Annotated in this window: 22 protein-coding genes; 10 read left to right on the forward strand and 12 right to left on the reverse strand. The window is 63.3% G+C overall.

What is annotated here, in order from left to right; genetic code table 11:
* Positions 1 to 26 precede the first annotated feature (26 nt).
* Genes Lysil_RS05320 through Lysil_RS05330 form a run of 3 tightly spaced genes read left to right on the forward strand, consistent with a single transcriptional unit; the run spans position 27 to position 4,610 of the window.
* Positions 27 to 2,087, forward strand: coding sequence for an alpha/beta hydrolase family protein (locus Lysil_RS05320; RefSeq protein ID WP_103074477.1), 2,061 nt, complete (start codon positions 27 to 29; stop codon positions 2,085 to 2,087).
* A gap of 13 nt (positions 2,088 to 2,100) precedes the next feature.
* A complete protein-coding gene (locus Lysil_RS05325) occupies positions 2,101 to 3,342 on the forward strand; it encodes a DUF819 family protein (protein WP_103075002.1) in 1,242 nt (413 codons plus the stop codon).
* Positions 3,339 to 4,610: an NRAMP family divalent metal transporter gene (locus Lysil_RS05330; protein WP_103074478.1), complete on the forward strand. Its 1,272-nt coding sequence runs from the start codon at positions 3,339 to 3,341 to the stop codon at positions 4,608 to 4,610. Before Lysil_RS05325 ends, Lysil_RS05330 begins: the two co-directional genes overlap by 4 nt.
* Before the next feature lie 4 nt (positions 4,611 to 4,614).
* On the opposite strand, the gene Lysil_RS05335 is transcribed toward Lysil_RS05330, so the two are convergent.
* The 9 genes from Lysil_RS05335 to aceB all read right to left on the reverse strand — a co-directional run bounded on the left by Lysil_RS05335 (position 4,615) and on the right by aceB (position 14,616).
* On the reverse strand, positions 4,615 to 4,809 hold the full coding sequence (locus Lysil_RS05335; protein ID WP_103074479.1) for a YbdD/YjiX family protein: 195 nt from the start codon (positions 4,807 to 4,809) through the stop codon (positions 4,615 to 4,617).
* Positions 4,790 to 6,841: a carbon starvation CstA family protein gene (locus Lysil_RS05340; protein ID WP_103074480.1), complete on the reverse strand. Its 2,052-nt coding sequence runs from the start codon at positions 6,839 to 6,841 to the stop codon at positions 4,790 to 4,792. The genes Lysil_RS05335 and Lysil_RS05340 overlap by 20 nt, the downstream gene beginning before the upstream one ends.
* Positions 6,842 to 6,946: 105 nt before the next feature.
* On the reverse strand, positions 6,947 to 7,978 hold the full coding sequence (locus Lysil_RS05345) for a magnesium and cobalt transport protein CorA (protein WP_103074481.1): 1,032 nt from the start codon (positions 7,976 to 7,978) through the stop codon (positions 6,947 to 6,949).
* A gap of 7 nt (positions 7,979 to 7,985) precedes the next feature.
* Positions 7,986 to 9,074 (reverse strand): lipoprotein N-acyltransferase Lnb domain-containing protein, encoded by a 1,089-nt coding sequence (locus Lysil_RS05350; RefSeq protein WP_240600156.1) that lies wholly within the window; start codon positions 9,072 to 9,074, stop codon positions 7,986 to 7,988.
* A gap of 80 nt (positions 9,075 to 9,154) precedes the next feature.
* The gene (locus tag Lysil_RS05355; protein ID WP_103074483.1) at positions 9,155 to 10,006 is read right to left on the reverse strand and encodes a CorC family transporter; all 852 of its coding nucleotides are present in this window, start codon (positions 10,004 to 10,006) and stop codon (positions 9,155 to 9,157) included.
* Positions 10,007 to 10,084: 78 nt separating this feature from the next.
* Positions 10,085 to 10,561, reverse strand: a complete 477-nt coding sequence (gene ybeY, locus Lysil_RS05360; RefSeq protein WP_103074484.1) for an rRNA maturation RNase YbeY — start codon at positions 10,559 to 10,561, stop codon at positions 10,085 to 10,087.
* 9 nt (positions 10,562 to 10,570) lie between these two features.
* On the reverse strand, positions 10,571 to 11,563 hold the full coding sequence (locus tag Lysil_RS05365; protein WP_103074485.1) for a PhoH family protein: 993 nt from the start codon (positions 11,561 to 11,563) through the stop codon (positions 10,571 to 10,573).
* A 90-nt stretch (positions 11,564 to 11,653) separates the two neighbouring features.
* Positions 11,654 to 12,973: an isocitrate lyase gene (aceA, locus tag Lysil_RS05370; protein ID WP_103074486.1), complete on the reverse strand. Its 1,320-nt coding sequence runs from the start codon at positions 12,971 to 12,973 to the stop codon at positions 11,654 to 11,656.
* Between the two features lie 41 nt (positions 12,974 to 13,014).
* Positions 13,015 to 14,616, reverse strand: a complete 1,602-nt coding sequence (aceB, locus tag Lysil_RS05375; RefSeq protein ID WP_103075003.1) for a malate synthase A — start codon at positions 14,614 to 14,616, stop codon at positions 13,015 to 13,017.
* Between the two features lie 119 nt (positions 14,617 to 14,735).
* On the opposite strand from aceB, the gene Lysil_RS05380 reads away from it, so the two are divergent.
* Positions 14,736 to 15,704, forward strand: coding sequence for a LysR family transcriptional regulator (locus Lysil_RS05380; protein ID WP_103074487.1), 969 nt, complete (start codon positions 14,736 to 14,738; stop codon positions 15,702 to 15,704).
* Positions 15,705 to 15,906: 202 nt separating this feature from the next.
* Positions 15,907 to 16,350: a fasciclin domain-containing protein gene (locus Lysil_RS05385; RefSeq protein WP_103074488.1), complete on the forward strand. Its 444-nt coding sequence runs from the start codon at positions 15,907 to 15,909 to the stop codon at positions 16,348 to 16,350.
* 96 nt (positions 16,351 to 16,446) lie between these two features.
* Here Lysil_RS05385 and Lysil_RS05390 read toward each other — a convergent pair whose 3' ends face one another.
* Positions 16,447 to 17,409 carry a transporter gene (locus Lysil_RS05390; protein ID WP_240600159.1) on the reverse strand — a complete coding sequence of 321 codons (963 nt, stop codon included), beginning with the start codon at positions 17,407 to 17,409 and terminating at the stop codon, positions 16,447 to 16,449.
* A 64-nt stretch (positions 17,410 to 17,473) separates the two neighbouring features.
* Positions 17,474 to 17,998, reverse strand: coding sequence for a fused DSP-PTPase phosphatase/NAD kinase-like protein (locus tag Lysil_RS05395; RefSeq protein WP_165782391.1), 525 nt, complete (start codon positions 17,996 to 17,998; stop codon positions 17,474 to 17,476).
* Between Lysil_RS05395 and Lysil_RS13370 the strand changes: the two genes are divergently transcribed.
* Positions 17,997 to 19,511, forward strand: a complete 1,515-nt coding sequence (locus tag Lysil_RS13370) for a hypothetical protein (RefSeq protein WP_165782392.1) — start codon at positions 17,997 to 17,999, stop codon at positions 19,509 to 19,511. The genes Lysil_RS05395 and Lysil_RS13370 overlap by 2 nt on opposite strands.
* 1 nt (position 19,512) lies before the next feature.
* Here the strand turns inward: Lysil_RS13370 and miaB are convergent, their stop codons facing one another.
* Positions 19,513 to 20,883 carry a tRNA (N6-isopentenyl adenosine(37)-C2)-methylthiotransferase MiaB gene (gene miaB, locus Lysil_RS05415; RefSeq protein WP_240600162.1) on the reverse strand — a complete coding sequence of 457 codons (1,371 nt, stop codon included), beginning with the start codon at positions 20,881 to 20,883 and terminating at the stop codon, positions 19,513 to 19,515.
* Between the two features lie 113 nt (positions 20,884 to 20,996).
* Here miaB and Lysil_RS05420 point away from each other — a divergent pair, with 113 nt between their 5' ends.
* The 4 genes from Lysil_RS05420 (at position 20,997) to Lysil_RS05435 (ending at position 24,752) form a co-directional block, all read left to right on the forward strand.
* Positions 20,997 to 21,896, forward strand: coding sequence for a lytic transglycosylase domain-containing protein (locus Lysil_RS05420; protein WP_103074494.1), 900 nt, complete (start codon positions 20,997 to 20,999; stop codon positions 21,894 to 21,896).
* A gap of 146 nt (positions 21,897 to 22,042) precedes the next feature.
* Positions 22,043 to 22,660 (forward strand): ubiquinol-cytochrome c reductase iron-sulfur subunit, encoded by a 618-nt coding sequence (gene petA, locus Lysil_RS05425; RefSeq protein ID WP_103074495.1) that lies wholly within the window; start codon positions 22,043 to 22,045, stop codon positions 22,658 to 22,660.
* Positions 22,661 to 23,935, forward strand: coding sequence for a cytochrome b (locus Lysil_RS05430; RefSeq protein WP_103074496.1), 1,275 nt, complete (start codon positions 22,661 to 22,663; stop codon positions 23,933 to 23,935).
* Positions 23,936 to 23,939: 4 nt separating this feature from the next.
* Positions 23,940 to 24,752 carry a cytochrome c1 gene (locus Lysil_RS05435; RefSeq protein ID WP_103074497.1) on the forward strand — a complete coding sequence of 271 codons (813 nt, stop codon included), beginning with the start codon at positions 23,940 to 23,942 and terminating at the stop codon, positions 24,750 to 24,752.
* The last annotated feature ends 47 nt before the right edge of the window (positions 24,753 to 24,799 follow it).

Genomic DNA, 24,799 nt, shown 5'->3' on the forward strand with positions numbered 1-24,799 from the left:
TCCGATCCCCGGATCGGACTGCCGTCATGACGCTTCGCCACGCCCTGCTTCCGCTCGCGCTGCTCGCCGCACTTCCCCTGTCCGCACAGACGCAGCGCGGTTTCACCGTGCGCGACATGGTGGCGCTCGATCGTTATTCGTCGCCTGCATTGTCGCCGGATGGCAGCGTGGTGGTGTTCGCCAAGCGGCAAATGAATCCCGAAGTCACCAAGGCATCGACATCCCTGTGGACGCGCAACCTGCGCACGCGCGACATGGCATCGCCGAAGCGCCTGACCCCGGAAGGCTGGAACGTCAATTCGCCATCGCTGTCGAAGGATGGCAAGACCGTGTATTTCCTCAGCGGCAAGAACGGCAGCTCGCAGTTGTATGCGATTCCGTTGACGGGTGGCGAACCGAAGCAGCTCACCGATCTGCCGCTGGATGTCGATGCTTACCAGTTCGCACCCGATGGCCATCACGTCGCGGTCGCGATGGCCGCCTTCCCCGAGTGCAAGGGCGATCTCGCCTGCAGCAAGCAGAAGGGCGAGGCCAAGCCGAAGACCAGCGGCGTCGTGTTCGATCGCCTGTTCATTCGCCACTGGGATACGTGGAGCAACGGCAGCTACAACCGCACTTTCGTCGCCGATATCGGCGATGCGATGGCGAAGACGGCAACGCTGGTGAGCGGCGGTATCGCCGGTGACATCCCGTCCAAGCCGTTCGGGGATTTCAGTGATCTGGCGTGGTCACCCGATGGCAAGCAACTGGTGATGAGCGTGCGCCAGGGCGATCGCGGCGAGCCGTGGAGCACCAATTTCGACCTGTGGCTGGTCAATGCCGATGGCAGCGGCACGCCGCGCAATCTCACCGCCGCCAACAAGGCCTGGGACGCCGGCCCGGTGTTCTCGCCGGATGGCAAGACGTTGTACTACCGCGCGATGCAGCGCCCCGGCTTCGAAGCCGATCGTTTCGCGCTGATGGCGATGGACATGGCGACGGGCAAGACGCGCGAGATCGACGAGCGCTGGGATGCATCGGCTGATGGCATCACCCTCTCCGCCGACGGCAAGACGATCTACACCACCGCGCAGGAACTCGGCCAGCATCCGCTGTTCGCGGTCGATGTCGGCAATGGCGAAGTGCGCAACGTCTCCGGCCCGCAGGGGTCGATCTCGGCGTTCGTGCTGGCCGGCAACACGCTGGCGTTCACCCGCAACACCTTGCAGAGTGGCGACCAGTTGTTCGTCACCGACGCCGATGGCAAGGCACCGCAACGCGCGATTACCCCGAGCGCCGGCGAGATGTTGCCGGGTGTGAAGTTCGCCGATGCCGAGCAGTTCACCTTCATCGGCTGGAATGGCGAAACCGTGCATGGCTACGTGGTGAAGCCGTGGAACTACCAGCCGGGCAAGAAGTATCCGGTCGCGTTCCTGATCCATGGCGGCCCGCAGGGCAGCTTCGGCAATGGCTGGAGCTATCGCTGGAATCCGCAGACGTATGCGGGCCAGGGCTACGCTGCGGTGATGATCGACTTCCACGGTTCCACCGGCTATGGCCAGAAATTCACCGATGCCATCAGCCAGCATTGGGGTGATCGCCCGCTGGAAGATCTGCAGAAGGGCTGGTCGGCGGCGTTGCAGAAGTATTCGTTCCTCGATGGCGACAAGGCCTGCGCGCTCGGTGCGAGTTACGGCGGCTTCATGGCGTACTGGATCGCCGGCAACTGGAACCAACCATGGAAGTGCATCGTCGCCCACGATGGCGTGTTCGACAATCGCATGATGGGTTACGCCACGGAAGAACTGTGGTTCAGCGAATGGGAGAACGGCGGCACGGTGTGGGACAACCCGGCCAAGTACGAGGTGTACAACCCGATCAATCACGTCAAGGATTGGCGCGTGCCGATGCTGGTCATCCACAGCCAGCAGGATTTCCGCATTCCGGTGGAGCAGGGCATCGCCGCCTTCAGCGCGCTGCAGCGCAAGGGCATCGAATCGAAATTCCTCTATTTCCCCGATGAAAACCATTGGGTGTTGAAGCCGCAGAACAGCATCAAATGGCATGACACGGTGAACGACTGGCTCAAATCGCACATCGGGCAATAAGCGCGTGGAACCCATCGCCAAGGCTCCATTGATCCAGAACGACATCGTTGTGCTGGGTATTCTTGCCGCCGTGCTTGGCGGCGTGTTCTGGGCGTCGTCGCGGCAGTCGGGATTCCTGCGCCGCTTCTTCGACCTCGTGCCGCCATTGCTGCTGTGCTACTTCATTCCGGGCATCCTCAACAGCCTCGGAGTGATCGATGGCGTCCACAGCCAGCTCTACAACCCGGTGGCGAGTCGCGTGCTGTTGCCGGCGTCATTGGTATTGCTGACGCTGACGGTCGACATCCCGGCGATCCTCAAGCTCGGGCCGAAATTGTTGTTGATGTATGTCGCGACATCGGCCAGCGTGATGCTCGGTGGCGTGTTCGCATTCGTGACGATGAAGGCGCTGTTCCCGGCGACGATGGGCGGCGATACCTGGGGCGGCATGGCGGCGCTGGCGGGCAGCTGGATTGGCGGCGGCGCCAACATGGTGGCGATGAAGGAAATCTTCCACGTCAATGCCGTCACCTTCGGCCAGTTCGCGGTGGTCGATGCCGCGGTGGCCTACGTGTGGATGGCGATCCTGCTGTTGCTGGCGCAACGCGCCAAGGAAATCGATACGGCGCAGAAGGCCGATACGGCTGCACTCGACGATTTGAAGCAGCGACTCTCGGACTATCGCAGCAAGCATGAACGTCCGGCGACGCTCACCGATCTGGTGATGATCTTTGGCCTCGCTTTCGGCACCGTCGGACTCGCGCACTGGGTGGCAGGGGAGTTCTCACCGTGGATCGCGCAACAGGCGCCGTGGGCGAAACGCGCTGGCCTCGGTGAACCGCTGGTGTGGATCATCGCCATCTGCACCACGGTCGGGCTGTCGTTGAGTTTCACCCGCATGCGTCGCCTCGATGGCGTTGGTGCGTCGACCATCGGCACGCTGTTGCTCTACATCCTGATCGCCTGCATCGGCATGCAGATGGATATCGGTGCGGTGTTCGACAAGCCCGCACTGCTATTGCTCGGCGTGGTCTGGCTCGGCTTCCACATCATCATCCTGTGGCTGGTCGGTCGATTGATCCGCGCGCCGCTGTTCTATTTCGCGGTGGGCTCGCAAAGTCATATCGGCGGACCGGCATCGGCGCCGGTCGTGGCATCGGCCTTCCATCCGGCGCTGGCGCCGGTCGGCGCCTTGCTCGGCACGCTTGGTTACGCCACCGGCACCGTGCTCGCTTACATCCTCGGATTGGCGTTGAAGGCGTTGGCAGGCGCATGAGCGAACAGGAGGCCATCCCGAAAAAAGGGATTCTGCGATTGTGGCGGGCACTCGGGCCGGGCATCACCACCGGCGCCGCCGACGACGATCCGTCCGGCGTCGCGACGTATTCGATTGCCGGCGCGCAGTTCGGCACGCATCTGCTGTGGATGTCGTGGCTGACGTGGCCGCTGATGGGTACGGTGCAGATGATGTGCGCGCGCATAGGCATGGTCACCGACATGGGCCTGGCCGGCGTGTTCCGCAAGAAATTCCCGCGCTGGCTGGTTGGCATCGCGTCGCTGGCATTGCTGATCGCCAACGTCATCAACATCGGGTCGGATCTCGCCGGCATGGCCGATGCCGCCAACATGCTTGGCCTGGGCTCGACGCATCTCTACGTGGTGGTGTTCGGCGTCGGTATCGCCTTCGCGGCGATCCGCCTGCGCTATCACCAGATCGCGGTGGTGCTGAAGTGGCTGGCGCTGGTGCTGTTCGCTTACGTCGCGACGGCCTTCATCATCCGTCCCGACTGGTCGAGCGTGTTGCACGCGGCGGTGATACCGCAATGGCCGCGCAACCACGACGCGTGGGCGATGGTGGTGGCGATCTTGGGCACCACCATCAGTCCCTACCTGTTCTATTGGCAGGCCGGGCAGGAAGTGGAAGAACAGAACGCCAAGGGCCGCCGCCTGATGCGCCACCATCATGCGGTACCCGATGAAGACATCGCCTTCCGGCGCGCAGATGTCGCGCTGGGCACGCTGTTCTCCAACGTGGTGATGTTCTTCATCATCCTGGTCGCCGCACTCACGCTGGGTGCGCACGGCGTCACCGACATCACCACCACGCGCCAGGCGGCGGAAGCATTGCGACCGCTGGCCGGGGACGCGGCCTACCTGCTGTACACGGTCGGAATCATCGGCACCGGCTTGCTGGCGATTCCGACTCTGGCGGGATCGGCGGCGTACGCCTTCGCGGAAACTTTCGACTGGACCTACGGGCTGGATCGCAAATTTCCCCAAGCGACGTCGTTCTACGCGGTGTTCGCGTTGGCGATCCTTGCGGGGATCATGATGGATTTCCTCAAGATCGATCCGTTCAAGGCGCTGTTCTGGACCGCGGTGATCAACGGCCTGCTGGCGCCGTTCCTGCTGGTGGGTGTCTTGCTGGTGGCGTCCGATCGCACGTTGATGAAAGGACAACCGAGCTCGTTGGTGAGCCGGGTCTGCGTGGGAATCACCACCATCCTCATGTTCGCCGCGGCGATCGGCCTGTTCGTGTTCTGATCGATCAACAGCAGCGCGAACGGCCCTTGCCGTAACGCGCTTGCATCCGTTCGACGAAGAATTCCTCGCGGCTCATCGGCGCAACTCCGGGGTGATGGCTGCGGACATGGGCGACATAAGTGTCGTAATCGGGCACGCCGATGGCGAGGCGTGCCGTGCGTTCCAGCCAACGCCAAGCGTCAGAAATCGACCGCGACATACGGGGTCTCCCGAATGGTGGGCGTGGCGGACAACCGCGCGCGCAATATTTCGCGCACGCCGAACACCACGGTCAGCAGGACCACGATGACGAACAGCGCGCACAACGCCGCATCGAGCTGGTTGTTGAAGACCACCCGCTGCATGTCCTGCAACGATTTCGCCGGGGCCAGTACCTCGCCGCGCGCGATCGCCTCGGAGAACTTCTGCGCGTTCGCCAGGAAGCCGATCTTCGGGTTGGGATGCAACACTTTCTGCCAACCTGCTGTCAGCGTGCACGCCAACAGCCAGACGGTCGGGATCGCCGGCACCCACACCCAGCGCTCGCGTTTGGCCTTCACCATCACCACGCAGCAGAACACCAGCGCGATCGCCGCCAGCATCTGGTTGGCGATGCCGAACAGCGGCCACAAGGTGTTGATGCCGCCCAGCGGATCAACCACGCCTTGGTAGAGGAAATAACCCCAGGCGCCGACCGCGAGTGCGGTGCAGGCGATGTTGGCGCCCCAGTTGTGGGTATGCGCGAGCGGCGGATACACGGTGCCGGCGAGGTCCTGGATCATGAAGCGCGCCACGCGCGTCCCGGCATCGACGGTGGTGAGGATGAACAACGCTTCGAACAGGATGGCGTAGTGGTACCAGAACGCCATCAGTCCTTCGCCGCCGATCAATCCATGCAGGATCTGCGCCATGCCGACCGCCAGCGTCGGCGCGCCACCGGCGCGCGAGAGGATGGTGGTTTCGCCGATGTTGTGCGCGGTGGCGGTGAGCATGTCCGGCGTGATCACGAAGCCCCAGCTGGAGATCGCCTGCGCCGCTGCTTCCGGCGTGGTGCCGATCAGGGCGGCAGGCGCGTTCATGGCGAAATACAGACCGGGATCGAGCACGCAGGCGGCGATCAGCGCCATCACCGCGACCATCGCTTCCATCAGCATGCCGCCGTAGCCGATCAGTTTCGCTTCGCGTTCGTTCGACAGCATCTTCGGCGTGGTGCCGGACGACACCAGTGCATGGAATCCCGAGACCGAACCGCAGGCGATGGTGATGAACAGGAACGGGAACAGTTTTCCGGAGAACACCGGGCCACTGCCATCGACGAACTTGGTGATGGCCGGCATATGCAGTTGCGGCATCGCCACCACCACGGCAACCGCCAGCAGGATGATCGTGCCGATCTTGAGGAAGGTGGAGAGGTAATCGCGCGGCGCCAGCAGCAGCCATACCGGCAGCACTGCGGCGATGAAGCCGTAAGCGATCAGCATCCACGCCAATGCACGGCCGTCGAAAGTGAACATCTTGGCAAGATCGGTGTGCGCGGCGACCTGGCCACCACCCCAGATCGCCAGCATCAGCAGCACGAAACCGATGATCGATGCTTCCAGCACCCGGCCCGGGCGCAACCAGCGCAGCGACACGCCCATCAGCAACGCGATCGGGATGGTCGCGGCGACGGTGAACGTGCCCCACGGACTGCCAGCCAGCGCCTTCACCACCACCAGTGCCAGCACCGCGAGCAGGATCACCATGATCATCAGGATGCCGACCATCGCGGTCACGCCGGCGGCATTGCCCATCTCGTTGCGGATCATCTCGCCGAGTCCGCGGCCGTCACGGCGCACCGAGAACACCAGGATCAGGAAATCCTGCACCGCGCCGGCGAAGATCACCCCGAACAGGATCCACAGAAATCCGGGGAGATAGCCCATCTGCGCGGCCAGCACCGGACCGACCAGCGGGCCGGCGCCGGCGATCGCGGCGAAGTGGTGGCCGAACAGGATGGTCTTGTCGGTCGGCTCGTAATCGAGGCCGTCCTTGTGACGCCACGCCGGCGTCATCCGGGTGGGATCGAGCTGCAGCGCGCGGTCGGCGATGTAGCGCGCGTAGAACCGGTAGCCGATGAAGAAGATCGAGACCGACGCCGCGACCAGCCACATCGCGTTGATGGTTTCGCCTCGATGCAGCGCCACCACCCCGAGGCAAAAGGCGGCGAACACCGCCAGCACCACCCAGCCAAGCATTTTCATCGCCTGCATGCTGTCCACTCCACGGAAATCCCTGCGAGCGTCGCGCGTTGCGGGCCACGCGTCAATCCGCGCTGCGGCATGGCCGGCTTCGACTTTGGTCGTATGCCCGGCGTGCTACAACCAGTGGACCTTCTTGAGGTAGCGGTACAGCACGATGCAGGACACGCTGACAATTCCGATCAGTATCCAGTAGGCGTGGGGGGCGGCAAGTTCCGGCATGCCGTGGAAATTCATGCCGTACCAGCTCGCAACCAGCGTCGGTACGGCGAGCAGTCCGGCCCAGCCGGCGAGTTTCTTGACCACCTCGCCCTGGCTGATGGTAACCAGCGAAAGATTGGTGTTCATCGCGGCGGCGGCCATTTCGCGCAACACGTCGATGGTGTCGGCGGTGCGCGCGGCGTGATCGGAAATGTCGCGGAAATAAGGACGCACTTCGTCGGGGATGCCGAAATCCTGGATGCGCACCAGTTGCTTGAGGATGTCCTGCATCGGTAGCACCGACATGCGCATTTCGGTGAGTTCCTTGCGCAACGCATACAGGCGGCTGATGGTCTGGCGACGGAAATCCTCAGCGAAGATCGCGTGTTCCAGCTCGTCCAGTTCCTTGCGGAAGGCGCCGACGATCGGTTCGTAGTTGTCGACGATGAAATCGAGGACGCCGTGCAGTGCCACCGCCGGCCCGAGCTTCAGGTGTTCCGGTTCGCGTTCGAGTTTCTGCCGCACGGGCGCGAAACTCAGCGAAGCGCCATGGCGCACCGTCAGCAGGAAGCGTGGCCCGTAGAAAATGTGGGTTTCGCCGAAACGAACGTGCGCGTCCACCAGTTGCGCGGTGTGTACGGCCATGAACAAGGTCGTGCCGAAGGCTTCCAGCTTCGGCCGCTGGTGCGCGCTGTGGGCATCCTCGACAGCGAGATCGTGCAGGCCGAATTCCTGCTGCATGCGGTCGAGCAGTTGTTCGTCCGGTTCGTACAGGCCGACCCAGACGAAGCTGTCGTCATGCGTCGCCAGTTCGTCGCTGATGCGATCGAGCGGGATGTCCTGGCGCACGCCATCGCGATATACCGCGCAATTGATCACGCAGGCGGCGGCATCAGCCGGGGGCGAACTGCTGTTGGAATCGAGTGTCGGAAGACTCATCGTCCGCATCCTGCACTCAGTCGCGTGAACGGGCAAGCGCGCGCGGCCACGCCAGCGACAACGCACAATGGATCGGCACCAGCAGCGCCACCCACGGCGCGTTGCGTTGCAGTGGTCCCAGCCACGACACCAGCAGGCCGATGACGGCGAACATCGCGATCACCAGCAACACGTTGCGGCCAAACGCGCTGTCGCGGCCGCGCAGCCATTGCAGCGCCGGCCACAGCATCAACAACGCCAGCGGATTGAGCAGCCACAGATTGTGGTTGGCAGCGGCGACCCAGTGCGCAGTGCCGATCCATGCATACAGCGACACTGCGCCGAACAGACCGCAGAACAGCCAGAACGGCAAGGCCAGCGCGGCGAGCAGGCGGCGATGCCTGCGTCCGAACGCGAGGATCGCTGCAGCAATCGCCAGCCCGGCGATCACGAACGGCCACAACGGCAATGCGGTTTCCGCCGATGCCGGCGCAAGGCGCTGCGGCAGCAGTTGCTCGGTCGCGCTCACCAGTGGCTGGTCGTTGTTGCTTGCGCTGGCGAGACTGTCGGCGAGGCGCTGCGGCAGGAAGGCATCATCCCAGTGCGTCAGCGGAACATCGGCGGCCGGCCCGAGGCCGAGTTCGAACCCGTAGCGCATCCACGGCGCCGGCGCGGCCATGCGTGTGGCGTCACTGCGATACGTTTCGCCATTGGAACTGCCTTCCAGCTGGCGACGCAGTTGGCCGCCCAGTGCGCGATCCAGCGCATCGCGCACGCGGGTGGTGCAGTTGTCGCGGAAATAATCGTAGTGGTAGCGACTATTCTGCGGTTGCGCTTTGAGTTCCAGCGCCGACTGCACCGCGTTGGCTTGTGCGGGCGTCAGGTTCAGCCACTGGATCGCCACGCCGCGACCTTCGTCGCGATATGTCTGCAGGTCTTCGCGCAATGGCAACGCCGCCAGCGAATACAGCATCTGACCGCGGATGAAGCGTCCGATGAAACCGGGCTCGCCGGGATCGAAGAAGCCGAAATTGTAGGAAACCGGTTCACCCTTCGCCGGATCGTCGACCACGATCGCGTCATGGCCGAAACGTTCCCAGAACACCTCGCCGGGCTGCATCGTCATCACCCCAATGCGGGGTGTCGCAAACGCGGGCAGCGCGCACAATGCGAGCAGGATGACCTGCAGTGCAGCAACTACGCGTTTCATTCAGCGCGCACGCCGACATGGAACGCATGCACCCGACGGGCATCGGCGTTGGCGACGCGGAACACGAAGCGCCCCATCGCCAGTTCCTCGCCGGCTTCGGGGAGATGACCGATCGCCGCAGTGACCAGGCCACCGATGGTGTCGTATTCGTCTTCGTCGAAATCGGCATCAAAACGTTCGTTGAAATCGCTGATCGGCGTCAGTGCATCGACCACGAATTGCCCGTCGGCGCCGGCGCGGATATGCGCGACCTCGTCGTTGGCGTCGTCGTGTTCGTCATCGATATCGCCGACGATCTGTTCCAGCACGTCCTCGATGGTGAGCAGGCCGGCGACGCCGCCGTACTCGTCGATGACGATGCCCATGTGGTTGCGCGACATGCGGAACTCGCGCAGCAACACGTCGAGGCGCTTGGATTCGGGGATCAGGAAGGCCGGGCGCAGCAGGTCGCGGATGGTCTGATCGGAATGTTCGACCACCACCCGCAACAAATCCTTCGCCAGCAGGATGCCGAGGATCTCGTCCTTGTCCTCGCCGTGCACCGGGAAGCGCGAGTGGCCGGATTCCAGCACGATGGCCAGCGCTTCCGTCATCGGCTGGTCGATCTGCAGCATGGTGATCTGCGCCCGCGGCACCATCACGTCATCGACGGTGAGATCGGAAATCGCGATCGCGCCTTCCATCATTCGCAATGTGTCTGTGCCGATCAGGCCGTCGGCGCCGGCATCGCGCAGGAATTCGACGACATCGCCGCGGGTGGTGGGTTCGCCGGACAGTACGGCGCCGATGCGTTCCAGCCAGCTCCGGTGTTCGGGCTGGCCGTTGGGACTGTCAGGTTCGTCGGCCATTGGGTCGAGCGGGTCGCGTCATTGCGGATGGACGGTTCAGTCTACATGGAGGCGGCGGATTGCTGGTGACTGCCGCATTCAGGAGTAGGGATCGGCGATTCCCAGTTCCAGCAACACCTCGCGTTCCAACTGCTCCATCGCCTGTGCGTCGGCATCGTCTTCGTGATCCCAACCCAGCAGGTGCAGGCAGCCGTGCACAGTCAGGTGCGCATAGTGATGGTTGAGCGCCTTGTGTTGCTCGCGCGCTTCCTTCGCCACCACCGGCGCGCACAGCACCAGATCGCCGAGCAAAGGGAATTTCGCGGCCTTGGGCAATCCGGGCGGGCGTTCCGCGGGGAAACTCAGGACATTGGTCGCGTAATCCTTGCCGCGATAGTGGCGATTCAGCGCGCAGCCTTCATCGGTGCCGACGATGCGCAGGGCGAGGTCGGCTTCGAGGATGCGGCCTTCCAGCGCAGCGGCGACCCAGCGACGAAAACTCGCAGCCGCCGGCACGCCCGTGCGCGGCACGGCGTAACTGACGGCGACATCGAGACGGGTAGGGCCGCGGGTCATGGGGCGAGTTTACTCCCGCGCCCCGGTCTCGGCATCGCGCGCATCCCGTGCGTCATAGGCAGTGACGATGCGTGCCACCAGCGGATGGCGGACGACGTCGCGCGCTTCGAAAAAGGTGAAGCTGACGCCATCGACATCGCGCAGCACTTCGATGGCATCGCGCAGGCCGGACTTCACGTGCTTGGGCAAGTCGATCTGCGTCATGTCACCGGTGACCACCGCGGTGCTGCCGAAGCCGAGTCGGGTCAGGAACATCTTCATCTGTTCGACGGTGGTGTTCTGCGCTTCGTCGAGGATCACGAAGGCGTCGTTGAGCGTGCGGCCGCGCATGTAGGCCAGCGGCGCGATCTCGATCACCGATTTCTCCAGCAGCTTCAGCACCTTCTCGACGCCGAGCATTTCGTACAGCGCGTCGTAGAGCGGGCGCAGGTAGGGATCGACCTTCTGGCTGAGATCACCGGGCAGGAAGCCGAGTTTTTCGCCGGCTTCGACCGCCGGGCGCACCAGGATCAAGCGCTGTACTCGTGATTCGTTCAGTGCATCGACGGCCATCGCGACAGCAAGAAATGTTTTTCCGGTGCCGGCCGGACCGATCCCGAAGTTGATGTCGTGGGTGGCGATTTCATTCAGGTATTTCTTCTGGTTGGCGCCGCGTCCGCGGATGTTGCCGCGCTTGACACGGACCGAGACGTCCTGCGGCACGTAGTCGTCATCGCGAGTATCGCCAATGGCATGCGCGAACGCGGCCACGCGGATGTTGATGGCGTGATCGTCCAGCGTTTCGCTCGCGGCTTCGTGATACAGCGCGCGCAACAGTTTCTCGGTGTTGGCGACTGCTGTCGCATCTTCGCCGCTGACGCGGAAAATGTTGCCGCGATTGGCGATCTCCACGCCCATGCGCAGTTCGATCTGGCGCAGGTGGGCGTCGAACGGCCCGGCCAGGTTGGCGAGCTGCGCGCTGTCGGCGGGATCGAGGGTGAAATCGTGTTGGGGAGTACTCATATGTGCATAGGGTAACGCCGAGCACATGACGGCCGCGAGCACGGCCGTTGCACCGCGCCACCCGGATCGCTCCGGGCGGCGACCTGCCGATCAGGCTGCGACCGCGACCGCCTGCGGCTGGAACTGTTCCTCCTCGGTCGAGCCTTTCAGCGCCACCGTCGACGACTTGCCGCCCTGGATGGTCTGCGTCACCGCATCGAAGTAGCCAGTGCCAACTTCGCGCTGGTGCTTCACCGCGGTGAAGCCACGATCGGCCGCCGCGAATTCGCGTTCCTGCAATTCCACGAAGGCGCTCATCTGGCGGCGGGCATAGCCGTGTGCGAGATCGAACATGCCGTAGTTCAACGCATGGAAACCGGCCAGGGTGATGAACTGGAACTTGTAGCCGTAGCTGGCGATTTCATGCTGGAACCTGGCGATGGTGGCGTCGTCGAGGTTCTTCTTCCAGTTGAACGACGGCGAGCAGTTGTAGGCCAGCAACTTGCCGGGATACTTGGCGTGGATCGCTTCGGCGAACTTGCGCGCGAATTCCAGGTCGGGCTTGCCGGTTTCGCACCACACCAGGTCGGCATAAGGCGCATAGGCGAGGCCGCGGCTGATCGCCTGATCCAGTCCCTTGTGCGTCTTGTAGAAGCCTTCGACGGTGCGTTCGCCAGTGCAGAACGGCAAGTCGTTCGCGTCGACGTCGCTGGTCAGCAAGTCAGCGGCTTCGGCATCGGTGCGCGCGACGATCAGCGTCGGCACGCCCATCACGTCGGCGGCGAGGCGCGCGGCGGTGAGTTTCTCGATCGCTTCGCGCGTCGGCACCAGTACCTTGCCGCCCATGTGGCCGCATTTCTTCACCGAGGCGAGCTGGTCTTCGAAGTGCACGCCGGCGGCACCGGCTTCGATCATCGACTTCATCAGCTCGAATGCGTTGAGCACGCCACCGAATCCGGCTTCGGCATCGGCGACGATCGGCTGCAGGTAATCGATGCTGTCGTCGCCCTCGGCGTGGTTGAGCTGGTCGGCGCGCAGCAGCGTGTTGTTGATGCGCTTCACCACCTGCGGCACCGAATTCGCCGGATACAGCGACTGGTCGGGATACATCTCGCCGGCAAGATTGGCATCGGCGGCAACCTGCCAACCGCTGAGGTAAATCGCCTTCAATCCGGCCTTGACCTGCTGCATCGCCTGGTTGCCGGTGAGTGCACCGAGCGCGTTGACGAAGTCCTCGCGCTGCAGTGACGTCCACAACTTCCCGGCACCAAGTCGCGCGAGCGAATGTTCGACATGCACGGTGCCACGCAGGCGCACGACGTCCTCGGCGCTGTAGTCGCGGCGGATACCGGCCCAGCGCGGGTTGTTGCTCCACTCGAGTCGCAATTGTTCGGCGGAGGGAAGGGCCGAGGACAGGCTCGTGGTGCTCATTTCGTTCTCCTTGGTGCGGTGGTGGGCGAGGGTGTTGGAACTCAGGGCAGCTGCGCGTAGGCCGGCAGTGTCAAGAAATCGGCGAGCGTGTCTGCATACGTGAGGTCGTGCAGCAGCGCGATGGCATCGTCGATGCGATTGATCCCGGGAATGTTTGCTGCGCGCAGGCGAGATGGCAGTCCGATCAGCGCGCGTTCCAGCAAGGCGAAATCCAGCGGGGTGCCGTCGTCGAGATGCAGGCTTCCGTGATGCAGCCATTGCCACAGCTGCGTGCGGGCGATTTCGGCGGTTGCGGCGTCTTCCATCAGGTGATGGATCGGCACGCAGCCATTGCCATCCAGCCACGCCGCGAGATAGCGCACGCACACTTCGACATTGCCGTCGAATCCGGCATGGGTGATCGTGCCGATGCTCGGGCGCAGCAGATCGGCGGCCGACACCTCGACGTCTTCGCGCAGCACGTCGAGCTGGTTGTCGCCAGTGACCACCGTCGCGAATGCGTCGCGCGCGATCGGGATCAAGGCGGGATGCGCCACCCAGGTGCCGTCGTGACCGGCTTTCGCCTCGCGCAATTTGTCGGCGCTGACGCGCTCCAGCGCACGCGCGTTGGCCTCGGCATCGTTGCTGATCGGAATTTGCGCCGCCATTCCGCCCATCGCGAACGCGCCGCGGCGATGGCAGGTCTTGATCAGTAGTTCGGAATACGCCTTCAGGAACGGCTGCGTCATCGTTACCTGGCTGCGTTCCGGCAACACGCGGTCGTGATGTCCGCGCAGCGTCTTGATGTAGGAGAAGATGTAATCCCAACGCCCGCAGTTGAGTCCGACGATGCGATCGCGCAGGGCGTGCAGGATTTCGTCCATCTCGAACGCGGCGGGCAGCGTTTCGACCAGCACCGTCACCTTCAGTTGCCCGTGCGGCAGGCCGAGTGCCTCTTCGGCGAACGCCATCGCTCGATCCCACAGCGCCGCTTCCTCCATCGACTGCAATTTCGGCAGATAGAAATACGGACCGCGATCCTTCACCGCGAGTGCCCGCGCGTTGTGGAAACAGAACAATCCGAAATCGAACAGCGAGGCGGACATCGCTGCGCCATCCATCCGCACATGCTTCTCGTCGAGATGCCAGCCGCGTGGGCGCACGATCAGCACCGCACGTTCGGATTCCGGCCGCAGGCGATAGGTCTTGCCGGCATCGCTGGTGAATTCGAGCGTGCCGGCGATGGCATCGTGCAGCGCGAGCTGGCCTTCGATCAGGTTGCCCCAGGTTGGTGCGGTGCTGTCCTCGAAATCGGCCATGTAGCAATCGGCGCCCGAGTTCAGCGCGTTGATCACCATCTTGGGATCGACTGGCCCGGTGATCTCGGCCTGCCGGCGCAGCAGGGCGGTCGGGATCGTGCCCACCTTCCAGTCGTCGGCCCGGATCGCCGCGGTATCGGCGCGGAAGTCGGGGAGGGCGCCGGCATCGAAGGCGACTTGGCGCTGGCGGCGGGCGTCCAGCAACTGGCGCCGGGATGGCTCGAAGTGGTGGTGCAGTTCGGCCAGGAACGCCAACGCCTCCGGGGTCAGCAGGGCGTCCTGCCCGGGCGCCTGCGCGGTCAGGGTGGGAAGGGCTGGCTGGAAGGTCTGGGGCTGGGCGGACATCGGCGGGGTCTGCGGCGCAGCGAGTTGCTGCACCGCAACCATCCGGCCGCGGATAGTATTTCGCAACGCAAAGTTGTCAATCGAATATATTAGAAAAACTAATACTGAAACCTGGCCCCATGAGCGACGACCGCGACCTCGCCCCCCGGTTTTCCTATAAAGGCAGTCGACTCAAGCCCTTGCGCGCGTTTTGCCAGGTGGCGCGGCTGGGGTCGATCTCGCGCGCGGCCGAGGCGCTGTTCCTCAGCCAGCCGGCGGTGAGCCTGCAGATCCAGGCGATCGAGCGCGAATTCGGCACACGATTGTTCAAGCGCCAGGGCCGTCGCCTCGACCTCAGCGAGGACGGCACCTTGCTGTATGCGTTCGTTGCGCCATTGGTCGATGGCATCGATGGCCTGCATGGCACCTTCCGTGACGCACTGCGCGGCAAGGGCACGGGTGAACTGCAGATCGCCGCAGGCACCTCGACCATCCTCCACCTGTTGCCGCCGATCGTGTCCGCGTTCAAGGCCGCGCATCCGGACGTCAAGCTCACGCTGCACAACGTCACCGGCGCCGGCGGCCTGGAAATGCTGCGCGCCGACAAGGTCGATCTCGCCGTCGGCTCGATGCTCGACGTGCCCAACGACATCCACTACGCGCCGGCCTACAGTTTCGATCCGATGCTGATCATGGCGCCCGATCATCCGTTGGCGAACAAGGACGACATCACGCTGTCCGATCTGTCTCCTTATGGGTTGATCCTGCCACCGCAACGGCTCACCACCTATCGCTTCGTCGACCTGGTGTTCCAGCGTGCGCGCGTGCCGTACAGCGTGGCGATGGAAGTCGGCGGCTGGGAAATCATCAAGCAATACGTGGCGATGGGCATGGGCATCAGCATCGTCACCTCGATCTGCCTGACGCCTGCCGATCGCGAAACGCTGGTCGCGCGTTCGCTGGCGCGCTATTTCCCGTCACGCAGTTATGGCGTGGTGATGCGCAAGGGCAAGTTCCTGTCGAGCCATGCCCGCGCCTTCGTCGACCTGATCAAACCGGAACTGCTGGCTGGACGCGACTACTATCACAGCGGGCATTCGGAGCGTTGAAATCCCGAATAACATCCTGCTAACAACACAGGGCGCATTGTGTTTTGGCACTACGGCGCAATGCCGTAACGGCCACTCAGCCGCGCGCACTTCCCCCTTTCTCCGCACTGAGCCACAGTGTTCCCGCCACCGGCGGGAGCCCCGGCTTCGGCCGCCTGCGATTCCGCATCCATGCGAATCCGCATTTCAAAGGCACTAAATCATGAACACGCAAACCAATACTCCGGGCACCAAGAATCTCCTCGACACCGCCGCTGACAATGGTTCGTTCAAGACCTTCGGCAAGGCCATCGAGCAAGCCGGCATGAGTGACACCCTGCGCGGCACCGGCCCCTTCACCGTGTTCGCCCCGACCGACGCCGCGTTCGACAAGCTGCCGGCCGGCAAGCTCGATAATCTGTTGAAGCCGGAAAACAAGCAGGAACTGGTTTCGTTGCTGAACTACCACGTCGTGAACGGCCGCAAGACCGTCTCCGACATCGGCAAATGGGAAGCAGCGAGGACGGTTAACGGTCAATCCGCGCCGATCAAGCTGGCCAATGACAAGGTCAGCATCGATGGCGCAATGGTGACTGCGGCCGACATCAGCTCGAGCAACGGTGTCATCCACGGCATCGACAAGGTCAATATTCCGACCAAGCAATAACGTATTCCGACCAGGCAACAGGACGTTGCTGAAGTAAATCGGGAGTTGTGGAGCGGCGAGGCAAGGGAGAGCCTCGCCGCTTCTTTTCGTGTCGGGTTACATGAACACGCTGAGTGCGACCACCGGCGTGAGCGAACGCGTATTGTGGCCCCGTGCGGGGATGTAGCGCGTTCCGAAGATCACGCCGACGCGTGGCGTCCAGTTGTATTCGATGGCCGGAACGACTGCGAACGTGTCACTGGCGTGGCTTCTGCTGCGCACGCCGGATGCATCGCGCAGAATCGTCGCGGCATCGTGACGGTAATAGAAATCGGTCGCCAGCACCCAGTTGCGGGTGATGCTGTATTCCCAGGCGTTGTCGAAGGCCACGCTGTTGCCGGGACGGGCGTCGCCGGCGAATCCGACGGATGTGCCATAGACGCTGAGATCGCGGACATGCGCGCGATCGGAGTGCGAGCCGCTGATGTTGACGCGGCCGCGCAGGATGCGACCGTTCGGCATCCAGAAGTAGTGCTGCGCATAGATGCCGAGGGTCGTCGTGCGGGCCCCGCTGCCGAAACCGTTGCTGGCACGATCAAGGCGATCGTAGCGGCCTGTCGGCAGCGATTCCTCGATCGCGACGGCGAGCGCCGGTCGGTTTTTTTCGCGCGAATACGTGGTCAATGCGTATTGCGCGTGCAGCGCGATATCGCCGCCACCGATGTGCGTGCTTCCGCCGCCGCCATCGATGCGGGTGTAGCCGAACAACGGCCGTACGCCGACCGTCACCCGATCGCTCAGTCCGTACAGCATGTAGGTTTGCGAACCCCAGGCATCGACGCCGGGACTCTTCGCATCATAGAAATAGGATTCGACGTAGCCGTGTCCCTTCGGCAGCGGTGCCGGCGAGTTGGCGATGACCGATCCCGTCCACCACGCATCGTCCAGCGACTGTTGCGGGGGCGAGGAGGTTTCCGCGGCGAAAGCGTGTCCCGTGATTGCGGATCCGCAGAGGGATGCCGCAAGCAGCGACAAACGGAAAACGCGTCTGCGGTCGAATCGATCGATGAAGCGGGGCATCGGAATCTCTCCGTGTATCCCGGATTATAGGGACAAACGTGTGGTGCTCCGAATGTGCCGATGGTCAGGGTGTTTGCGATGAATGCAGTCGTGAACGCATCTTCGCCACATCAAGTTTGCGGATCACCCCTGGCAGATTGGTCCAGATCGCGTGGTAACCGTAACCGCCGCGCTGCATTTCGCGGATCGCGTCTTCCTTGTTCCAGTCCTGCACCACCACGCGATACGCGGCGACCATCACGCCGGTGCGATCGGCGCCGTGCTGGCAATGCACCAGCACCGGTTGTTTCGACGGATCGCTGGCGATGCGCAGGAAGTCGAGGATTTCGCCGTCGGTGACATGCCAGGTCCATACCGGGATGTGTTCGAGCGCCGCGTGCTTCGGTCCCGGCACGATGTCCGGCATCGGGCGCAGGTTGACGATGGTATGGATGCCGAGCGCATTGGCGGCGGCGAAGCCTTGTGCGTCGGGCAGCGATGAACGCCACATGGTCGGCGTGACGCGATGCAGGTTGTGCAGTTCGGCATTGGCGACAGGTTGTGCCCAGGTGGCCGGACGTTGCGCGATATCGATCGCAGGCGTGGTCATGCAGCCGGAGAGCAGCAGTGCGAAGCACAGTGGCAAGATGGACGCGCGCCGGTGCATCATCGAACTATTGCAGGATCGGGGGCAGGCCATGTGCCGAGTATGGCGGGGCATCGCAGTGTGCGCGATGTTGGCGTGGGCAACCGTGGCACATCCGGCCGGGCTGTGCGTGCCCGGTTTGCCGGAAGGCGTGGTCATCAAGAGCGGGTGGGGCGGATTGGGCGCGTCATCGTCAACGCGGTTGGACATGGTGCGCCAAGGGGATGCCTACCGCATGGAGGCCGCGATCCAGAACAATTTCCCGATGCAAAAGGGCGACTTGGTGAACGGGAATTCCACCGCGATGGTTCCGGTTGCGCGTGTGCAGGCGCTGGTGGATGCACTGTGTGCGCCAGTGGTGCCCGAGGCGGATCCGTCGACGTTCGGATCGCCGGAAGCCATCCAGAAGGCCATCGACAAGTGGTGGAAGATCGAGCGCTGGGCGTCTTCGCCGGAGGCGAGCGCGGATGCATCGCGCTATCGCGAATATCTGCGCACGGCGCGCGGGATGACGGAATTGATCAGCGAAGGCATTCGCTTCGGGAGGCATACGGACGATTTCCCGGGCTACGTGGTGGAGGCGCGATATGCGAACGGAACGACGCTGTCGGCCAGCAGCATTTCGTTCAACTTCAGGATGCTGCCGTGGAGGCGCGGTGACGGAAAGGTCGACGGGAGACCGGATTATTCCCAGGCTCTTCCGGACGCGGTTGCGGCATTGCTTCCGGCGGGAGCGACAAACCGCGAGCGTCTGCTGGAACCGGCGGATGCACATGTGCTCGATTCGGTGGTGGCGGCCGCGGTGTGGGACCGGGCGAGCAATCTGGATGCACTGGCCGCGGCACCACAGGCGGTCGATGCACTGCGCAAGTCGTTCGTGATCGATCGCCTGTGGCTGGCTGAAAAATCGTCTTATGTGACGATGCCGAACAATTGGAGAAGGCTCGACAAAAAAACTACCCTCCATGCGGTGATGCATGCGAAGAACGCGCCATCGAATCTGTCGATCTGGGCATCATTGCCACTCGCGCGTGGTGCGCTGGAAAGTCCGGCAGATGTCGGAGCAATCGAAAAACAGGTGCAAACCGCGTTGGGTAATGCGTCTATCCGCTCACGTATCACGACAGCGCAATTTTCACTGGATTACGGCAATGTCGATTACCACATGGACGTGATCCTCAAACAGTTCGCGCGGCAGATGAAAATGGGCGGCAGGAGTGATGAATTCATGCGTCATCCGGGCGTACTGGACGATGCGCTCCTGCTCAACGAAGGGCGCATGCCGATCTACTGGGTGCTCCTGCGCGACGGGCGTGCGGTGCGCTGGAAGCAGGCACTCGTAAAGCCGTCATTGCCACAGGAATGGCGATGCGATCGCGTTCCCTTTGGGGACTACCTGCCTGAAGAGGGTAAATTCCCCCCGGACAATACGTGCTACGGCGAGATCTACTCACATCAGGGCACGCGCGTCAAATGATTCAGGCGTCGATAGTGTCTTCCGCCGTGGCGATGCGCCCGCGCAACGAATTCGGCAATGCATCGGTGATGACGACATCGACGAATCCGCCCACCAGGCGCGGATGACCGGCGAAATTCACCTGGCGCATGTTCTCGGTCTTGCCGGTGAGTTCGCTGCTGTCCTTGCGCGACGTTCCGGTGACGAGGATGCGCTGCGTCGTGCCGACCATCGCCTTCGACAACTCGAAACTGTGCGCATTGATATGCGCCTGCAAGCGTGACAGTCGCGCGCGCTTGGTTTCGTCGCTGACGTCGTCGGCGAGATCTGCGGCAGGTGTACCGGGTCGGCGTGAATAGATGAAGGAGTACGACTGATCGAAACCGACGTCCTCGATCAGCTTCATCGTCTTGTCGAAATCGGCATCGCTTTCGCCGGGGAAACCGACGATGAAATCGGAACTGATGGCGATGTCCGGACGGACCGCGCGCAACTTGCGGATCTTCTGCTTGAACTCGAGCGCCGTGTAGCCGCGCTTCATCGCCGAGAGGATGCGATCGCTACCTGACTGTACCGGTAGGTGCAGGTAGTTGGCGAGCTTGGGCACGTCGCGGTAGGCCTCGATCAGCGAGTCCGAAAACTCCAGCGGATGCGAGGTGGTGAAACGAATGCGGTCGACACCGTCGATCTCGGCGATGGTACGGATCAACAGCGCGAGGTCCGCCATTTCTTCACTGTCACTGATCGGGCCGCGATAGGCGTTGACGTTCTGGCCGAGCAGGTTGATCTCGCGCACGCCCTTGGCCGCGAGTTGCGCCACTTCCACCAGCACGTCCTCGAACGGGCGACTCACTTCCTCGCCGCGGGTATAGGGCACCACGCAGAACGAGCAGTATTTCGAGCAGCCTTCCATGATCGAGACGAAGGCGGTCGGGCCGTCGGCGCGCGGTGCGGGCAGGGCGTCGAACTTCTCGATCTCGGGGAAGCTGATATCCACCTGCGGACGACCGGATTCGCGGCGGGCGCGGATCAGCTCGGGCAGGCGATGCAGGGTCTGTGGTCCGAACACCAGATCGACGTAGGGCGCGCGCTTGACGATGCCTTCGCCTTCCTGGCTGGCCACGCAGCCGCCGACACCGATCAGCACCGGTTTGTCGCCCTGTTTCAGGCTGCGCCAACGCCCAAGTTGGCTGAAGACCTTTTCCTGGGCTTTTTCGCGTATCGAACAGGTATTGATCAGGATCACGTCTGCTTCTTCGGCGATCGTGGTCAGTTCCAAGCCTTCGTGCTCGGCGAGAACATCGGCCATCTTCGCCGAATCGTACTCGTTCATCTGGCAACCATGGGTCTCGATGAACAGCTTGCCGCGCGGCGCGGCGATGGTGTCGGACATTGCGTACTCCGGGGCGCGGTGGGGAATCCGGGCCGGATGGGTGGGCCGCATATTCTATGCCGCCCTCGCGCTCCCGACTTGAATTCCCCGGGATTTCGTGGAGACTCCGCAAGATGATCGGGGGTCGTCTCGCATTGCTGTTGCTCGCCCTGTCGCTGGCCGGATCGGCCACGGCTGGCACGCTGTATCGCTGCGAGGGCACCGGCGGCACCACCTATTCGGGCACTCGCTTGGCCGGGATGCGCTGCACCGCGATGAGCACCTATCGCTCCAGCCCGGGGACGAAGGCCACGGAGCAAGCGCCGGTATCGGTCACGCCAGTCGTTGCCACGACCACGCCTCCTCCAGCGCCGAGCCCATCTGCCGAAATCCAGCCTCCGGCGGCGATTCCGACCATTTCCGCGACCGGTAGCGCCAGCCCGGGTCGTGGCGAGCGCCATGTCTCCGGTGCCGTCTACTCCTATATGAAGGATGGCGTCCGCTACGTCACCAGCAAGCCGCCGCGCGGCATGGCCATCGCCGACGTGCGCACCATTCGCTATTCCTTCATCGAACGCTGCTTCGCCTGCGATCCCACCTCGCACATCAACTTCCGCACCCTGAGCCTGAACACCTCCGCCTACCAGCAGGAGATCACTGCGGCCGCCAAGCTCTATGGCGTCGAGGAGGCGGTGGTGCGCGCCATCATCCACGCCGAATCGGCCTACAACCCGCGCGCGCTGTCGCGGGCCGGGGCCCAGGGGCTGATGCAGCTGATGCCGGCCACCGCCCGTCGCTTCGGGGTCTCCGATACCTTCAATGCCGCCCAGAACATCCAGGGCGGCGTGCAATACCTGGCCTGGCTGGCCAAGCGCTATGGCGGTGATATCACCCGAATTGCCGCCGGTTACAACGCCGGCGAGGGTGCCGTGGACAAGTACGGCGGGGTGCCGCCCTACAGCGAGACCCGGGCCTATGTCGAGCGGGTACGGACCCTGGCCGACCGCTACCGGGCGCGCAGCAGCGCCAACTGAGCACCGCGTCTCGGCCCATGGGGTGGGCCGGAGATTGTCGATTCGTTAAGCCTTCCGCTACAATTTCCGGTCGAACGATGGCTGGGCGCGGCAACGTGTCCCTGCGGGTCGCCAACCTATCAACATCTTTGCTTTCGGAGTGCCGGATGGCCAACAACGAAGTACACGACGGTCCGGGCAATCCGGGACGTCGGCGCTTCCTGACCGCGACCACCGTGGTCGTGGGTGCGGTAGGCGCGGGTTTCGCGGCGGTTCCCTTCATCAAGTCCTGGAATCCCAGTGCGCGCGCCAAGGTGGCGGGCGGCCCGGTGACCGTGAACGTCGCCAACCTGGTGGCGGGACAAATCCTTGGCGGTGACGTCGCCTGGCGCGGCCAGCCGGTCTACGTCATCAAGCGCACTCCGAAGATGCTGGAAATGCTGCCGCAGATGGATGCGCTGGTGGCCGATCCGAAATCCCAGAACATCGACCAGCAGCCCAAGTACGCGCAGAACGAGCACCGCTCGCTCAAGCCCGACGTGCTGGTGCTGATTGGCGTCTGCACCCATCTGGGTTGCGCCCCCGAGCTGCATTCCGAGGTCAAGCCGGAACCGTTCGATCCCGACTGGAAGGGCGGTTTCTTCTGCCCCTGCCACAAGTCAAAGTACGACATGGCCGGACGCGTGCTGAAGTCGCAGCCGGCGCCGGCCAACCTGCCGGTGCCGCCGTACCACTTCGAGGGCGACAGCCTCGTCATCGGCATCGACCCGCCGGGAGCCGCGTAAATGAGTAACGTCGTCACGCGCACCGCGCAGGGTGTCATGGACTGGGTCAACGAGCGGGCGCCGGCACTGATGCCGATCTACCGCAAGCACATGACCGAGTACTACGCGCCGAAGAATTTCAACTTCTGGTACTACTTCGGCGTACTCAGCCTGTTGGTGCTGGTCAACCAGATCCTGACCGGCATCTTCCTGACGATGCACTACAAGCCGGATGCCAAGGAGGCCTTCGACTCGGTCGAATACATCATGCGTGATGTCGACTGGGGCTGGCTGATCCGCTACATGCACTCGACCGGCGCATCGCTGTTCTTCATCGCCGTCTACCTGCACATGTTCCGCGGCCTGATGTACGGCAGCTACCGCAAGCCGCGCGAGCTGGTGTGGTTGCTCGGCATGGTGATCTATCTGGTGCTGATGGCCGAAGCCTTCATGGGCTACGTGCTGCCGTGGGGCCAGATGTCGTTCTGGGGCGCCAAGGTGATCATCTCGCTGTTCGGCGCGATCCCGGTGATCGGCACCGACCTGACGCACTGGATCATGGGCGATTACATCCCGTCCGATGCCACGCTCAACCGCTTCTTCGCGCTGCACGTGATCGCGTTGCCGATCGTGTTGCTGTTGCTGGTGGTGTTGCATCTCGGCGCCTTGCATGAAGTCGGGTCGAACAATCCGGACGGCGTCGACATCAAGAAGGGCCCGAAGGGCAACCACTGGGACGCGAACAAGCCGGCCGACGGCATTCCGTTCCATCCGTACTACACCGTGCACGACCTGGTCGGGATCGGTTTCTTCCTGATGTTCGCCGCGTTCGTGATCTTCTTCATCCCGAACTTCGGCGGCCTGTTCCTGGAGCACGACAACTTCACCGCGGCCAACCCGATGGTGACGCCGGCGCACATCAAGCCGGTGTGGTACTTCACCCCGTACTACGCGATGTTGCGCGTGGTGCCGTCGTTCTTCGGCATCAAGCTGTGGGGCGTGCTGGTGATGTTCGGCGCCATCGTGCTGCTGTTCCTGGTGCCGTGGCTGGACCGTTCGCCGGTCAAGTCGTATCGCTACCGCGGCAAGCTGTCGTGGACGATGCTGCTGGGCTTCGCGGCGTGCTTCATCTGGCTGGCCAAGATCGGCGGAGGTCCGGGCACCGATCCCAACGAGGCGGTCCTCGGCCGCGTGCTGACGGTCTACTACTACCTCTTCTTCCTGACCATGCCGATCTGGACCAAGATCGACAAGACCAAGCCGGTGCCGGAGCGGGTGACGTTCAATCATGACTAAGTCGATGACACCGAAACACCTGTTGAAGTCGCTCGTCGCGTTCGCATTGCTCGGACTGCTGTCCGCGCCGGTGCTGGCGTCGGAGGATGGCGTCGCGCTGCAATCCGCGGGCACCGATCTCACCGACAAGGGCTCGCTGCAACGCGGCGCCAAGGACTTCCTGAGCTATTGCGCCGGCTGCCACTCGCTGAAGCACCTGCGCTATTCGCGCCTTGGTGACGACCTCGGCCTGTCCGAGCAGGAAGTGATGGACCAGCTCAACGTCACCGGCGTCAAGAACATCGGCGAGCCGATCATCGCGTCGATGACGCCGGAGATGGCCAAGGCAGCGTTCAACAAGGAACCGCCGGATCTCTCGCTGATCGCGCGCGTGCGTGGCAGCGACTGGATCTATACCTACCTGAAGACGTTCTATCTCGACCCGACCCGTCCGGTGGGCTGGAACAACACGACCTTCCCGGGCGCGTCGATGCCGAACCCGCTGTGGTCGCTGCAGGGCACCCAGTTGCCGGAATACACCGCGAAGGTGGCGACCGGCGAGAAGGACGAGAAGGGTCAGGCAATCATGGCCTGTCCGCATGGCACCACCGATACCGACCAAGGTTGCATCAAGGGTCTGATGGTGCATCAGGCGGGCACGCTGAAACCGCAGCAGTTCGATCAGGTGGCGCGTGACATCACCACCTTCCTCGAATATGCCGGCGAGCCCGCGGGGCTGAAACGTCCGAGCATCGGTGTGTGGGTGCTGGCGTTCCTGGCGCTGTTCACGTTCCTGGCGTGGCTGCTCAACCGCGAATATTGGAAGGACGTGCACTGAAGACCGCACGCAAAGAAGGCGCCGGCACCTGTCGGCCCGAGAGGAGA

The sequence above is a fragment of the Solilutibacter silvestris genome, from assembly GCF_002895945.1.
GTDB lineage: Bacteria > Pseudomonadota > Gammaproteobacteria > Xanthomonadales > Xanthomonadaceae > Solilutibacter > Solilutibacter silvestris.

What these genes read in the sequence shown, in the direction of transcription:
- Lysil_RS05320 (WP_103074477.1), top strand. Translation starts at nt 27, where the DNA reads ATGACGCTTCGCCACGCCCTGCTTCCGCTCGCGCTGCTCGCCGCACTT.
- Lysil_RS05330 (WP_103074478.1), top strand. Translation starts at nt 3,339, where the DNA reads ATGAGCGAACAGGAGGCCATCCCGAAAAAAGGGATTCTGCGATTGTGG.
- Lysil_RS05335 (WP_103074479.1), bottom strand. Translation starts at nt 4,809, where the DNA reads ATGTCGCGGTCGATTTCTGACGCTTGGCGTTGGCTGGAACGCACGGCA.
- Lysil_RS05340 (WP_103074480.1), bottom strand. Translation starts at nt 6,841, where the DNA reads ATGCAGGCGATGAAAATGCTTGGCTGGGTGGTGCTGGCGGTGTTCGCC.
- Lysil_RS05345 (WP_103074481.1), bottom strand. Translation starts at nt 7,978, where the DNA reads ATGCGGACGATGAGTCTTCCGACACTCGATTCCAACAGCAGTTCGCCC.
- Lysil_RS05350 (WP_240600156.1), bottom strand. Translation starts at nt 9,074, where the DNA reads ATGACGATGCAGCCCGGCGAGGTGTTCTGGGAACGTTTCGGCCATGAC.
- Lysil_RS05355 (WP_103074483.1), bottom strand. Translation starts at nt 10,006, where the DNA reads ATGGCCGACGAACCTGACAGTCCCAACGGCCAGCCCGAACACCGGAGC.
- ybeY (WP_103074484.1), bottom strand. Translation starts at nt 10,561, where the DNA reads ATGACCCGCGGCCCTACCCGTCTCGATGTCGCCGTCAGTTACGCCGTG.
- Lysil_RS05365 (WP_103074485.1), bottom strand. Translation starts at nt 11,563, where the DNA reads ATGAGTACTCCCCAACACGATTTCACCCTCGATCCCGCCGACAGCGCG.
- aceA (WP_103074486.1), bottom strand. Translation starts at nt 12,973, where the DNA reads ATGAGCACCACGAGCCTGTCCTCGGCCCTTCCCTCCGCCGAACAATTG.
- aceB (WP_103075003.1), bottom strand. Translation starts at nt 14,616, where the DNA reads ATGTCCGCCCAGCCCCAGACCTTCCAGCCAGCCCTTCCCACCCTGACC.
- Lysil_RS05380 (WP_103074487.1), top strand. Translation starts at nt 14,736, where the DNA reads ATGAGCGACGACCGCGACCTCGCCCCCCGGTTTTCCTATAAAGGCAGT.
- Lysil_RS05385 (WP_103074488.1), top strand. Translation starts at nt 15,907, where the DNA reads ATGAACACGCAAACCAATACTCCGGGCACCAAGAATCTCCTCGACACC.
- Lysil_RS05390 (WP_240600159.1), bottom strand. Translation starts at nt 17,409, where the DNA reads ATGCCCCGCTTCATCGATCGATTCGACCGCAGACGCGTTTTCCGTTTG.
- Lysil_RS13370 (WP_165782392.1), top strand. Translation starts at nt 17,997, where the DNA reads ATGCAGCCGGAGAGCAGCAGTGCGAAGCACAGTGGCAAGATGGACGCG.
- Lysil_RS05395 (WP_165782391.1), bottom strand. Translation starts at nt 17,998, where the DNA reads ATGACCACGCCTGCGATCGATATCGCGCAACGTCCGGCCACCTGGGCA.
- miaB (WP_240600162.1), bottom strand. Translation starts at nt 20,883, where the DNA reads ATGTCCGACACCATCGCCGCGCCGCGCGGCAAGCTGTTCATCGAGACC.
- Lysil_RS05420 (WP_103074494.1), top strand. Translation starts at nt 20,997, where the DNA reads ATGATCGGGGGTCGTCTCGCATTGCTGTTGCTCGCCCTGTCGCTGGCC.
- petA (WP_103074495.1), top strand. Translation starts at nt 22,043, where the DNA reads ATGGCCAACAACGAAGTACACGACGGTCCGGGCAATCCGGGACGTCGG.
- Lysil_RS05430 (WP_103074496.1), top strand. Translation starts at nt 22,661, where the DNA reads ATGAGTAACGTCGTCACGCGCACCGCGCAGGGTGTCATGGACTGGGTC.
- Lysil_RS05435 (WP_103074497.1), top strand. Translation starts at nt 23,940, where the DNA reads ATGACACCGAAACACCTGTTGAAGTCGCTCGTCGCGTTCGCATTGCTC.